A 12,708-nucleotide genomic window follows, 5' to 3' on the forward strand; every position below is an offset into this window, starting at 1 on the left:
CGGCGGCATTCAAAGAAATTTTGATTGGAAATCAGTCAAACCAAGAACAAATTGCTGCGTAATTTCTTTGGTGAGGGTTAATCCGATAGGATTGTGAAGCATTTATTAGGGTGCGAAACTTGAGTAAGTGAGCATAGAAAAGGAGGGGAGTTTACATGTATAGTCGCGTACAGTTAAAAGACAAGAAGAAATTTCTCAAGTGGTTTTTGCAGCGCTATCAGATGAAACGCAGAGAATCGATGTGGATTTTAAACTATTTACTCAATCATGACATTGTACTCAACAAGACCAAGTTTGTAGAAGAAGCGAACAAAACTCCTCGTGGAATAAGAATGGCGACTGTTGGTACAGAAGATGAAGCGTTCCGGTTCTATAAGGATGGTCAGGAATATGACCACCCTGAGCAAGCTTTCCACGAAGTCAGGCTGAACTGGCATACAGACTTGTATATCGAACTGCTTTTCCAGGATTCGCTGCTGTCACCTGAATATGCAGCAATTCTCGAAGACAACCCTTATGCAAAATGGAACGATCGCATGACTTCCGAGATCGATGAACAGGTCGACGAAGCGGTCGACACCTTTTATCTTCAGAAACAGCGTGAGCAGGTGCTGGAAGATATCGATCGTGCACTTGAAACAGATAACCGGGACGATTTTTACTCCCTGGCAGAAGAACTAAAACATATCGAAGAAAAAATGGAGAACGGTGTCTCGTCCTCCTGAAACCATCAGCTAAGGAGTAAACAGATGACTGACATGACAGACATGCAGAAACAGGTTGATGACTATATCAGTCAGTTCAAGACTGGATACTTTACACCATTAGGGCAGCTAGCTCGTTTGACTGAAGAAGTGGGCGAACTGGCAAGAGAAGTTAATCATCGGTATGGTGAAAAACAGAAAAAAGAGTCCGAAGAGGAAAAAAGGGTCGAAGAAGAGCTTGGCGATGTCCTGTTCGTTCTGATCAGTCTTGCCAACTCTTTAGATATCGACCTATCTGATTCGTTCGACGCCATCATGGACAAGTTTCAAAGTAGAGATGCGTACCGTTTCGAACGTCATGATGGCAGGAACGAAGCAGACAGTTAAGTGATAAAGGAGAGAAGGGGTAGAATGCGTCACTGATTTGTACCCCGTATATATGACCTTGAAAGTACCAGTAAAAGGAGAATTCGAGAAAGCTCTGCCCGTTCTGGAGACACTTCAGGCTGCGGGTTTTGAAGCATACTTCGTCGGAGGCAGTGTCAGAGATGCCCTCCTTGGAAAAACAGTCAATGACGTTGATATTGCAACGAGTGCCTTTCCTGAAGAAATTAAACGGCTGTTCAAACGGACTGTTGATGTAGGAATCGAGCATGGAACAGTCATGGTGCTGCTGGACGATGAAAGTTATGAAGTTACTACATTTCGGACCGAATCGACGTATCAAGATTACAGACGTCCTGATTCGGTCACTTTTGTGCGCTCTTTAGAAGAAGACTTGAAGCGACGTGACCTGACAATCAATGCTTTCGCAATGGATAACAAAGGAAACATCCAGGATTTCTTTGACGGGGAGCGTGATCTGAAGGAACAGATCATCCGTGCAGTAGGCAAGCCCGAAGAACGGTTCCACGAAGATGCCCTGCGGATGATGCGGGCGGTTCGATTTGCCTCTCAGCTCGGCTTTCAGCTTGAGGCTGATACGTTTTATGCGATTGTGGTTAATGCGCACCTGCTTGAAAACATTGCCGTCGAGCGTATTCAGGTGGAATTTGTAAAAATGGCTATGGGAGAGTATGTCCTCCAGGGGATGGAAGCCTTTTTTGCAACAAGTCTTTATGCCCATTGCCCTGGTATGAAGTACGGAAAAGTAGCGCTGAGACGCTTCTCACTTATTTCCAAACCACTTAAGAAAGAGCGGCATGTCTGGGCATTGCTGCTTTATTTCATGGGAATAAATGATTCCAAAGAAGCAACGGCCTTCCTTAAATATTGGCGTCTCTCCAACCAGTTGATTACTGACAGCGTCAAATTGCTGGAACTGATATTATACCGCCATCACTACCCGTTGAATCATTATATTGTCTACACTTATACTCCACCATTAATCTGGGAGGCGGAAGATCTTTTACAGATGCTGAATCTTCCATTCGATAAGCGTACTGCTGCACGCCTTATTCTTACACTGCCTATCCAGTCACGTGAAGAACTGGCCGTAAACGGACGGATTATCATGGAAGAAACGGACAGTAGAGGTGGGCCATGGCTCGGAGAAGCGATTCAAGTTGCTGAAAAAGCTGTGGTTTTGGGTGCTGTTGAAAATAAAACCGGGCCTATTCTAAACTGGCTCAAAGAAAATAAATACATTTGACGATTTTACGCCAGTATGAAGAGATAGAAAAGAGGGGGCTTATGAAAAAAGATCAGTTATACGCTGTCGTCGATATCGAAGCGACGGGTGCCAGTATCGGTCGAGATGAAAGAATGATCCAGTTCGCCTGTGTTCTGGTCAGAAACGGTGACATCATTCAGTCTTTCGATACATTCGTCAACCCTTCACGCAAGGTCAGCAGAACCATCAGAGACCTGACAGGAATTACCACTCAGGATCTGGCGACTGCACCATATTTCGAAGACATCGCTCATGTGATCCGACACCTGCTGGAAGACACGATTTTCGTTGCACATAATGTAGGGTTTGATTTTCAGTTTCTAAATGAATGTCTTGAAAGAGCCGGTTTAAAACCGCTCAGTATACCGGCTGTTGATACAGTAGAGCTGGCTCAGATCCTTTATCCTTCTGAGGACAGTTACCAGCTCAAGGAGTTGACTGCATCCCTTGGCTATACACTTGAGCACGCCCATAACGCGTTATCTGATGCAGAAGCAACGGTATTTCTTTTGAATAAACTGGATGACAAAGTCAGAAGCCTTCCTCTGATTACTATTGAGTCTCTCGCAGACCTTTCACCCAGTACTACAGCTGAAACGGCTTTGTTTTTCAGAGATGCTCTTGATGATATGATGAAGAATCCCTGTGACTTAAGTGACTCTCTTATGATTGTGGGGGATATGGCTATCAAGAAGCCCATCAGTCCGACTGTTCAGGAACAGTACAGAAAACAGCCTGTCTATCCCTATAAGGAAGAGGAGAAAAGGTCTGTTTTATCTCAGATCGGTCTTGACTGGCGAAGCGGCCAGTCTGAGATGATGAATACCTTATTCAATTACTTGAAAAAAGATACTCCAAACTATACACAGCTCATTGAGGCTGCTCCGGGTTCCGGAAAAACGTATGGTTACCTTTTTCCATCTTACTACTTAGCTTCAAAAGAGAATAAAATAATCATTTCTACTTATACTAAAATTCTTCAAAAGCAGCTTTCAGCCGATATCGTTCCTGTGCTCAATCAGAAGATGCCGTTCTCCAAAGCAGTAGCTGTAGCCAAGAGTGAGTTTCATTATCTTTCACTTTCAGCTTTTTACAGAAAATGGAGAAACACAGCAGCTACTCATACAGAAGCCATTTTCTGCATGAAAATACTAGTTTGGCTGACTGAAACAACCGAGGGTGACCTTGAAGAAATCGGGTCCGGAGCACATATGGCTCATGCATTCTGGAAGGATATTCGACCCTCAGAACGCCTGACTCCTCTTCCTGTTTTTGAATCGTATGAGTTCTTACACCGTAGAAACAGACGTCTCGAAGAATCAGCGATCATCATAGCCAATCATGCCTATCTGCTGGCTGACTGGAAAAAGGCTCAGCCTATTATTCAAGGTGGGACTGTCATTATTGACGAAGCCCATCATTTACCGGATGTCATTGATCAGAGTGCTACACTTTCATTAAGAGTCAGTTCACTCGTCAAGGATCTCAAGCAGATTGGATCACTCGACAAAGAAGATTCCATTCTTAATCAGCTGGATGCGGCAGCGGATAGTCCTGTTAAAGATTATCAGATCAGATTTCTGGAGTCAGCGGCTCATATCCTAAATGAAGAATGGCAGGAATGGTCCGACTCATGGATCGCCCGCATTCGTCAGTCAGATGACTACTCCGACACAGTTGTCGAATGGAAAGATCATAAGATCGAATTAAATGCTCTTTCAGTCGGATTGAAAAAAGATAATAAACGGTTAAAAGCTACGATCGATGAAACGATTTATATGGGCAATCAGATTCTTGAACTGCTTGAAGCAGAAATAGAATCGATGCCTAAAGAAATCAGACGACTGGCGTCTCGTCTTCAGCTCGTCATAGACCGTATTCAGCATTTATCTGAGACATTTACCGAACTTTTTTTCAAGCAGGAAAAAGGCAGCCTGACAGGTATGAGGTTTTATTCCCGCTCACCGTGGAGTACATTGACATTCTACAAGTATAATCATGGAAGCAGAGAACTGCTCCAGAACAGGCTGCATGCAGTCGATCATCTTGTGTTAACGAGCAGCACCCTGTCTGTTAAAGGATCGACAAGCTATATTCAGCTGGCACTCGGTCTTGAGCAGGCTGAATTCAGCAGCTTTGATTCTGTGTTTGATTATCAGAAGCAAGGGAGACTATTTGTTCCAGATCAGCAGACAGCAGTCGGCCATTTAAAACGAGGTGCGTATGCTTCCAATCTGGCTGGACAACTTGAAGACATACTTAAACAGACCAATGAGAACACGCTGATCCTTTTCCGGTCCCAGGAAACGATTCAGGCCGTCTATCAGCTTCTGAAAAATCGTCCGACATTGAACCGAAAGACTATCCTTGCACAGAACATTTCAGGCACCCCTTTAAAAATAGCCAAGCAGGTGAAAAAGGCACGAGAAGTAGTCGTGCTTGGGGCCGACAGTTTTTGGGAAGGGGTAGATTTTCCAGAAGATGAACTGAAACTGGTCATTTTGACTCGACTGCCGTTCGATTCTCCAGATATGCCGTTGGTCAAGCACAGGCACCAGCTATTGAGCGATCAGGGACAGAACCCCTTTGTACATGACCTTCTACCTAGAGCTGTAATGAAGTTCAAGCAGGGAATCGGCAGACTGATCCGATCAGTTCATGATAAAGGCATCTGGATCGTTCTGGATAGACGGATTATTGATTCGAGTTACGGCTCTGCATTTACCGACTCGCTGCCTGAAGGACTGGTGCTGGAAGAATATCCGCTTGACAAGATCATAGACGAAACTCGGACATTTTTCGGACAAACTGAAGGCAAAGATTAATGACCCAGATATTTATTTCTCCAGTGTCATTTGCTATACTAGAGAAGTTGAAATAAATGGAAACAGATTGAGGAGAGACAAGTGAAAAAAATTATAATTGGTCTCGCCATTACATTGAGTCTGATAATTATCGGAACGATTGTTTTATATCAGCGATCGACCATAACGTATACTCGTGCACAAGCAGATACGGTCGCATTTGTCAGGGAACGGACGAACCTAGACCAGGTATCGGACTTTCACTGGTTTAACGGAACGGAAACCTACCTGACGGTGACTGGAACGAATGAAGAAGGACAAGAACGTATTTATATCGTTCAACAAGATGGGGGTCAGATCACTTCTTTCTCTGCAGAAAATACTATTTCTGAACAGGAAGCAGTTAGAATGACTCGGGAAGCCAGAGATCCAGTCAAGATTTTAAATGCACGGATCGGCATGATCGACGATACACCGGTCTGGGAAATCAGCTACCGCAACGAGAATGACAGGTTAGGCTATTATATCGTCAATCTGCAGACAGGTGAATGGCTGCGTACCATTGATAATATTTAAATCGGAAGGGAATTATTAACGTGAAGAAAGTACAGATAATAGAAGCGCGTAAGCATGTCGGAGAGAAAGTAAGAATTGGGGCATGGATTGCCAATAAGCGTTCAAGCGGGAAAATTGCCTTTCTGAATCTACGGGACGGATCAGCCTTTTTCCAGGGGGTTGTTGTTAAGAGTGAAGTTTCTGAGGAAGTGTTTCAGACAGCTAAAAACATTACGCAGGAAAGCTCCGTCTGGGTCGAAGGAACAATTCAGGAAGACACACGTTCTAAATTCGGCTATGAAATACATGTCGACAGCTTGGAATTGATCGGCGAGTCAGTTGATTATCCGATAACGCCGAAAGAACATGGTACCGAGTTTCTTATGGATAACCGTCATTTATGGCTGCGATCTTCAAAGCAGCATGCAGTGATGCAGGTCAGAAATGAAATCATCCGTGCAACGTATGAGTTCTACAATAAAGAAGGCTTTACTAAAATCGATCCGCCAATCCTGACTGGTAGTGCGGCAGAAAACACGACTGAACTCTTCCACACAGAATACTTTGACAGAGATGCCTTCCTGTCTCAAAGTGGGCAGCTGTATATGGAAGCAGGAGCTATGGCTCTTGGCAAAGTCTTTTCATTCGGTCCGACTTTCCGGGCAGAAAAATCCAAGACCCGTCGTCACCTGATCGAATTCTGGATGATTGAACCTGAAATGGCCTTTATGGATCAGGACGATTCTCTGGAAATTCAGGAACAATATGTCGCTTATCTTGTCCAGAGTGTCCTGGATAACTGTGATCAAGCTCTGGATGTTCTTGAGCGTGATAAAGACCTACTGAAAAAATACACGTCTCTGCCTTATCCAAGAATCTCTTATGATGAAGCAGTTGAGCTGTTGAATAAAAATGACTTTGACGTGACCTGGGGAGAAGACTTCGGATCACCAGAAGAGACTTTTATCGCTGAACAGTTCGATAAGCCTGTCTTTATCCTGAACTATCCGAAAGCAATCAAGCCATTTTACATGAAGCCACATCCGACTCGTGAAGATATCGTCTTATGTGCAGACCTTATTGCTCCAGAAGGATACGGCGAAATCATAGGGGGATCTCAGCGTGAAGATGACTATGATGCCCTGCGTAAGCAGCTTGAAGCGTTCGACCTGGACGTCAGTGAATATGAATGGTATCTGGATCTGCGCAAATACGGCAGTGTCCCTCATTCCGGTTTCGGACTGGGACTAGAGCGTACGGTGACTTGGATCAGCGGAACTGAACATATCCGTGAAGCCATACCGTTCCCACGTCTATTGAACCGTATTTATCCATAAGAAGCAGTGACCGCAATAAAAAGGATTGGGCATTTTACCCAGTCCTTTTTTTAAATAATGAACCTCATTGATTGTGAGGAAAAGTTAGAAAGGAGCCGAAATATGGCTGAAGACCTTATAAAGTGGATAAAAGCCGGTCAGACACTTATCCCTAATCCATTGCTGATGCATTATAAAGATCTGGGGCTGACAAATACTGATCTGGTTGTTCTCATTCAGCTTCTTTCTCTAGTTGAAAACGGCCAGCGCTTTCCTGACAGTCAACTACTTGCAGAGCGACTGGATGTATCAAGAGAAGAAGCATACAAAGCGATTCACCAGCTGATGACAAAAAAAATTATTACAATAGAGACCAGCACAAATGAAGAGGGGAAGACTCAGGATGAATTCTCTTTTGATCTGTTATACGAAAAACTAGTCTACCTGCAGGAAGAACAGTCGAAAACGGTGAAGAAAGAAAAGGAAGAGCTGTCTTCAAAAGATCTTTACCGTTTGTTCGAAGAAGAATTCGGAAGAGGATTGTCCGCAATAGAAATACAGACGCTTGATATGTGGCTGAATGAAGATGACTACCCGATCGACCTGATTGAAGCAGCTTTGCGTGAAGCTGTATTGAGCCAGGTATACAGCCTGAAATACATCGACAGGATCCTGCTGACATGGGAAAAGAAAAACATTCGCACAAAAGAGCAGGTCGAGAAAGAGTCCAGACGGCACAGACAGAATCAGTCTACCAATTCGTCAGATAGTGAAAATGATGACGAAGAAAAACCCGTGCCGATGTATAACTGGCTGAAGAATAATGACAATACTTGAGAACATGACGACAGAATAAGGAGAGAATGCTGGGATGAAAGAACCAGAATTACTGAATGCGACCGAAACCACCAAACTGATCGAGGCAATGGGTGTTTTGTACCCTGATGCGAAAGCTGAACTGACACATAAAAATACTTTCGAACTGCTGATAGCTGTCATACTGAGTGCACAGACTACTGATGTAGGAGTAAACAAAGTGACGCCCCAGCTATTTGAAGCTTATCCGAATCCTGAGGCGATGATGGAAGCTGAAGTGGAAGAAATCATGGACAAAATCAAGACGATCGGACTATACCGCAATAAAGCTAAGTTTTTAAAGAAATGTTCAGAAGACCTGGTCGTCCGCTTTAACGGCGAAGTGCCGAGAACACACAAAGAACTTGAAAGTCTGGCTGGCGTCGGCAGAAAAACAGCCAATGTCGTCATGAGTGTGGCCTTTGACGAACCGGCTATTGCCGTCGATACCCATGTGGAACGTATCAGTAAACGATTCAATATCTGTTCTCAAAAAGCGACAGTCAAACAAGTCGAAGAGATCCTGATGGAAAAACTGCCGCGAGAACTATGGAGTATTGCGCATCACCGGATGATCTTTTTCGGTCGCTATCAGTGTCCGGCAAGGGCGCATGATCATGATGAATGCGTGCGCAAAATCCAGGAAGTTTTGTAGAGAGCGGGTCAGTCAACTATCAGCACTGATGCGTCGTTTTTAAAATCTTCTAAGATAAGGTATAATGATGACTAGCTAGTCTGCTTTCTGCTAAGTGCAGGGCAACGAGAGGAGAAATGTCATGTCTATTGAAGAAATAAGTGAACGTCTGGAGCAGTTGAGATCTCAGTATGCTCTGTATAAAAATCGACCCTTTGACATCACTATCGCCAGAGGGATCCCTTCAACAGATCAGTTGAAGCTTTCTGAAGCTTTATTAATTGAAACACGCATCGAAAACTGGTATAGTGAAGATGAACTTGACATAAGAAACTATGGAGGGCTCTTTGGTCTAAAAGAAGCTCGGGAACTTTTCGGTACCCTGTTGAATACACAAGTGGAGGAAACCTTTGTCGGAGGCAATTCCAGTCTTCAGCTGATGTATGCAACACTTGTGCACTTCATGTACACAGCTAAAGACTCGTGGTCAAAAGAAGAAAAGGTCAAATTTATCTGTCCGAGTCCAGGATACGACAGGCACTGGTTCATGCTGGATCATCTAGGTATAGAAATGATTCCGGTCGAGCTGACCGGTCAGGGTCCTGATATGGAAACAGTTGAAAAACTGGTTGCACAGGATCCGGCGATAAAAGGGATGTTTGTAGTGCCTACATACAATAACCCGACTGGAGAAACGATTTCCGATAAGTCAGTCGCCCGTCTGGCGAATATGTTCACGGCTTACGAGGATTTCATTATCCTATGGGACAACGCGTATGTCGTTCACCACTTGACTGATCATAAGAAAGAAGCTGCAGATCTCCTGAAAGCGTGTAAAGAAGCTGGAAATGAGAACCGGGTGATACAGTATGTGTCTACTTCTAAAATGACACTTCCCGGGTCTGGCGTAGCGGCTATGGGTGCATCAGAAGCACGCATCAACGAACTGGCTCTTGAGTTCAGTAAGCAGATCATCAGTTTTGATAAAATCAATCAGATGCGCCATGTCCTGTTTCTGAAAGACCGAGAAACGATCGAGGAGCACATGGAAAAGCACGCTGAAATTCTTTCACCTAAATTTGACTGGGTCGATACGATTCTTTCTGCGTACTTTTCCGGAGACCGATCCACGTTTGTTCAGTGGACCAAACCTGAAGGCGGCTATTTCATTCATCTGACTACTCAGGACGGTTGTGCAACAGATACCGTTGAAAAAATGAAAGCGATCGGGATCGAATTGACTCCTGCAAATGCCGCATACCCTTATGGCATCAATCCTAAGGATAACAGCATCAGACTGGCTCCAAGTTTTGCCAAACTAGATGATCTGGAAATTGCAATGGAAGCATTGTGTACCTGCATAGAACTTGTGTCACTGGAAAAATCACTTACTAACTAGGAGGAAAACAGCATGTCAAAAGGTAGTTTCGGAATAGGAATGGCATTGGGTGCCTTAGCTGGAGCAGCAGCAGCTTATCTTTTTGCACCACAGTCAGGAGAAGACTTTCAGAGACAACTGAAAACGAAGGCTCAGGAAACTAAGAGCAAAGCAGTCGATCATCTTGATGAGGCATTGATGGAGACAGAAATGTGGCTGGAACAGAAAATGGCTGAAGATGATGGTTACAATGAACCGATCCGCTACGAACACAAACCTGAAAACGTAGCTCTTGCACCAGACTATACAGAATCACCAGATGTATTTGTAGAAGAATAAGAAGGAAAGGGAGAAGAGCAATCTTTTCTCTTTCCATTTGTACTTGAATGAATATTTATACTATATTTTAAATATCTATACTAAAGCTTATCAGGAGGACACTATGCCAAGACTATTCAATATCAATTCAGAAATCGATCCGCTGAAATCCGTTCTATTAAAACGTCCAGGACGGGAAGTGGAAAACCTTATTCCTTCAACTATGGAAGACTTGCTCTTTGATGACATCCCTTATCTGCCGATCATACAGCAGGAACATGATGCATTTGCAGAAGCCTTGAAGGACAACGGATCTGAAGTTGTTTACCTGGAAGAACTGGTGGCGGAAGCCCTTGATGCGCAACAGGGGCATCAGACTTTAGTTGATCAGATAATCAAAGAGTCAGGTATATACATCAAAGATGTTAAAGACACCTTATCAGACTACTTGCTGTCAATGAATACGAAAGATATGGTCGATACGATGATGGCAGGAGTAAGAACGGATAAGCTTGACATTCAGTCTCGTTCGCTTGGATGGTTGACCGATCGGCAGGATCAGGATCTGTTTCTGATGCAGCCCATGCCTAATCTTTATTATACGAGAGACATTGCCTCCACATTAGGTAAAGGCATGTCCATCAATAAAATGACCTACGAAGCCCGAAAAAGAGAGTCACTGTTTATGGAAACGATCGCCAGATATCATCCAGATTTTAAAGGGGATCAGCTGCCGCTTTGGCGTGACCGCAATTCGGATACGACGATCGAAGGTGGAGATATCCTTGTTTTAAGTGAGGATGTCCTTGCCATAGGTGTCTCCCAGCGCACATCTGGACGGGCCATCGAAGAACTGGCTCATTCACTATTTGACAAGCAGAGTAAGTTCAGAAAGATCCTCGCAATCGAAATTCCACATGTCAGAGCAATGATGCACCTGGACACAGTATTTACAATGGTGGATAAAGATGCATTTACGATTCATCCCGGTATACAGGATCTGGACGAAAAAATGTCGATCTATATGCTGGAACCTTCTAAAGTGGAAGGGCAGATCAAGGTCTCACATCATACAGACTTGACTGATCTCCTGAAAGATGTGCTGAACATGCCTGAAATCAACCTCATCCCATGTGGGGGAGGGGATCCGATCGCTGCGCCGAGAGAACAGTGGAACGATGGCTCAAATACGTTAGCTATCAAACCAGGATTGGTTATCACGTATAACCGTAACTACGTTTCCAACGAACTGCTGCGTAAAAATGGAATAAAAGTCGTCGAAATTCCTTCAAGTGAGCTGTCCTGCGGACGCGGGGGCCCACGATGCATGAGTATGCCGCTTCTTCGTGAATCAGAATAAGTTAAGTCGGTAACAGTAATGAGTTGATAAAAAGCACCTGACCACAGCAGATCAAATCCTGCGTGGTTCAGGCGCTTTTTAATATGAGTTAAAACGTTTACTGCCGTTTCCCGTCTTTCGTAAATGTAATGACGTTCGATTCTTTATTATCTGCTATTTCTTTGGCCCGCTTGACTGCTTCATCTTTACTGTCAAAAGTCGAGTCAGAACGTTTGGCGTCTTTCGTCCGTACCTTCCATTCCTCTTCTTCAAAGTAAACCAGAACATCATTGTCCAGCAGCTTTTCATTTGTTGTGTCGTCATGCTGATCCTGCTTGTCTGGATTATCACTGTATTTGAATGAACGGATCTCATCTTCTGAGGCGTTATCGGCCCATTCTTTCGCCTGGCCTGTTGCGATAGGTATCGCCCGACCTTCTTCGTACCCGTTATCCAGCAGGGCATTGGCAATATCAATGGCTTTCTTTTTAACGTAATTCCGAAAGAAGTCTCCCACTTCTAAACGTATGGGTACGAAGCACCAGTGAAAGTGGGAGATGAATGTCGGTCAAGCGATAGCTTGAAGTTATTTCTCAAGACCTTTTCTTATTAGTTCAAGGATAGCTGCCGTTCTTGTAGGCAGTCCATTTTCTTTTTGGTATGCGTCTACTTTTTCTAGAATAACTTTTGGCATACGTATTTCTACGCGTTCTTTGTCAGACATATACTCACCTCCGACTTGATTGTACGGTATTTTTACAGTATAATCAAGTAACAAAGCGTAGGTAGTGTAAAAAGTTTTATGAAAAACAAAAGAAAAATAAGAGAGAAATGATTTCTCACTATCATTAGTGGGAGTATTCGCCCTTGACAAACACATGAATGGTTTATTTGAAAAATACAAGGGCGACGATAGACAAATGAAGGCATGACTAAGACACCCTTGTTTTAACCAGTTTAAACCATTCATACGTTCGGCTTGTCAAGGGGTCGCTCCGCCGAATACTCTACGGTCATTTGAGCTCTTTTAAAGCGATTCTGGGCTCTGATGCCAAATCAGGCTACACTTTCCACGTAATCTTGTGCTAACTCAATGAGTGTTAACCATTTGGCGGGCATGTGAGCTTGTTTTT

At 43.9% G+C, this 12,708-nt stretch carries 13 protein-coding genes; 11 read left to right on the plus strand and 2 right to left on the minus strand.

Going from position 1 to position 12,708, the window contains the following annotated elements; genetic code table 11:
- Window positions 1–155 precede the first annotated feature (155 nt).
- From ACYQ2O_RS07325 to arcA, 11 genes are all read left to right on the plus strand, one after another.
- The gene (locus tag ACYQ2O_RS07325; RefSeq protein WP_459770292.1) at window positions 156–725 is read left to right on the plus strand and encodes a ReoY family proteolytic degradation factor; all 570 of its coding nucleotides are present in this window, start codon (window positions 156–158) and stop codon (window positions 723–725) included.
- A 24-nt stretch (window positions 726–749) separates the two neighbouring features.
- On the plus strand, window positions 750–1,091 hold the full coding sequence (locus ACYQ2O_RS07330) for a nucleotide pyrophosphohydrolase (RefSeq protein ID WP_170230997.1): 342 nt from the start codon (window positions 750–752) through the stop codon (window positions 1,089–1,091).
- A gap of 52 nt (window positions 1,092–1,143) precedes the next feature.
- Window positions 1,144–2,355: a CCA tRNA nucleotidyltransferase gene (locus ACYQ2O_RS07335; protein ID WP_346024784.1), complete on the plus strand. Its 1,212-nt coding sequence runs from the start codon at window positions 1,144–1,146 to the stop codon at window positions 2,353–2,355.
- 41 nt (window positions 2,356–2,396) lie between these two features.
- Entirely contained in the window at window positions 2,397–5,201 is a 2,805-nt protein-coding gene (locus ACYQ2O_RS07340; RefSeq protein WP_346024783.1) for a helicase C-terminal domain-containing protein, read from the plus strand.
- 81 nt (window positions 5,202–5,282) lie between these two features.
- A complete protein-coding gene (locus tag ACYQ2O_RS07345; RefSeq protein ID WP_346024782.1) occupies window positions 5,283–5,756 on the plus strand; it encodes a cell wall elongation regulator TseB-like domain-containing protein in 474 nt (157 codons plus the stop codon).
- 20 nt (window positions 5,757–5,776) lie between these two features.
- Window positions 5,777–7,072, plus strand: a complete 1,296-nt coding sequence (gene asnS / locus ACYQ2O_RS07350) for an asparagine--tRNA ligase (RefSeq protein ID WP_346024781.1) — start codon at window positions 5,777–5,779, stop codon at window positions 7,070–7,072.
- Window positions 7,073–7,174: 102 nt separating this feature from the next.
- Window positions 7,175–7,888 (plus strand): DnaD domain protein, encoded by a 714-nt coding sequence (locus ACYQ2O_RS07355; RefSeq protein ID WP_459796320.1) that lies wholly within the window; start codon window positions 7,175–7,177, stop codon window positions 7,886–7,888.
- Between the two features lie 34 nt (window positions 7,889–7,922).
- A complete protein-coding gene (gene nth, locus ACYQ2O_RS07360; RefSeq protein WP_346024779.1) occupies window positions 7,923–8,561 on the plus strand; it encodes an endonuclease III in 639 nt (212 codons plus the stop codon).
- A gap of 121 nt (window positions 8,562–8,682) precedes the next feature.
- On the plus strand, window positions 8,683–9,939 hold the full coding sequence (locus ACYQ2O_RS07365; RefSeq protein WP_346024778.1) for an aminotransferase class I/II-fold pyridoxal phosphate-dependent enzyme: 1,257 nt from the start codon (window positions 8,683–8,685) through the stop codon (window positions 9,937–9,939).
- Between the two features lie 12 nt (window positions 9,940–9,951).
- Window positions 9,952–10,257, plus strand: coding sequence for a YtxH domain-containing protein (locus ACYQ2O_RS07370; RefSeq protein WP_459770283.1), 306 nt, complete (start codon window positions 9,952–9,954; stop codon window positions 10,255–10,257).
- Window positions 10,258–10,360: 103 nt separating this feature from the next.
- Window positions 10,361–11,596, plus strand: coding sequence for an arginine deiminase (gene arcA / locus ACYQ2O_RS07375; protein ID WP_459796321.1), 1,236 nt, complete (start codon window positions 10,361–10,363; stop codon window positions 11,594–11,596).
- A 97-nt stretch (window positions 11,597–11,693) separates the two neighbouring features.
- On the opposite strand, the gene ACYQ2O_RS07380 is transcribed toward arcA, so the two are convergent.
- Window positions 11,694–12,092, minus strand: a complete 399-nt coding sequence (locus tag ACYQ2O_RS07380) for a DUF2188 domain-containing protein (protein WP_459796323.1) — start codon at window positions 12,090–12,092, stop codon at window positions 11,694–11,696.
- A 69-nt stretch (window positions 12,093–12,161) separates the two neighbouring features.
- Entirely contained in the window at window positions 12,162–12,299 is a 138-nt protein-coding gene (locus ACYQ2O_RS07385) for a ribbon-helix-helix domain-containing protein (protein WP_170068874.1), read from the minus strand.
- Window positions 12,300–12,708 lie beyond the last annotated feature (409 nt).

It is taken from the genome of Alkalibacterium sp. m-11 (assembly GCF_054658155.1).

What these genes read in the sequence shown, in the direction of transcription:
- ACYQ2O_RS07325 (WP_459770292.1), top strand. Translation starts at nt 156, where the DNA reads ATGTATAGTCGCGTACAGTTAAAAGACAAGAAGAAATTTCTCAAGTGG.
- ACYQ2O_RS07330 (WP_170230997.1), top strand. Translation starts at nt 750, where the DNA reads ATGACTGACATGACAGACATGCAGAAACAGGTTGATGACTATATCAGT.
- ACYQ2O_RS07335 (WP_346024784.1), top strand. Translation starts at nt 1,144, where the DNA reads ATGACCTTGAAAGTACCAGTAAAAGGAGAATTCGAGAAAGCTCTGCCC.
- ACYQ2O_RS07340 (WP_346024783.1), top strand. Translation starts at nt 2,397, where the DNA reads ATGAAAAAAGATCAGTTATACGCTGTCGTCGATATCGAAGCGACGGGT.
- ACYQ2O_RS07355 (WP_459796320.1), top strand. Translation starts at nt 7,175, where the DNA reads ATGGCTGAAGACCTTATAAAGTGGATAAAAGCCGGTCAGACACTTATC.
- nth (WP_346024779.1), top strand. Translation starts at nt 7,923, where the DNA reads ATGAAAGAACCAGAATTACTGAATGCGACCGAAACCACCAAACTGATC.
- ACYQ2O_RS07365 (WP_346024778.1), top strand. Translation starts at nt 8,683, where the DNA reads ATGTCTATTGAAGAAATAAGTGAACGTCTGGAGCAGTTGAGATCTCAG.
- ACYQ2O_RS07370 (WP_459770283.1), top strand. Translation starts at nt 9,952, where the DNA reads ATGTCAAAAGGTAGTTTCGGAATAGGAATGGCATTGGGTGCCTTAGCT.
- arcA (WP_459796321.1), top strand. Translation starts at nt 10,361, where the DNA reads ATGCCAAGACTATTCAATATCAATTCAGAAATCGATCCGCTGAAATCC.
- ACYQ2O_RS07385 (WP_170068874.1), bottom strand. Translation starts at nt 12,299, where the DNA reads ATGTCTGACAAAGAACGCGTAGAAATACGTATGCCAAAAGTTATTCTA.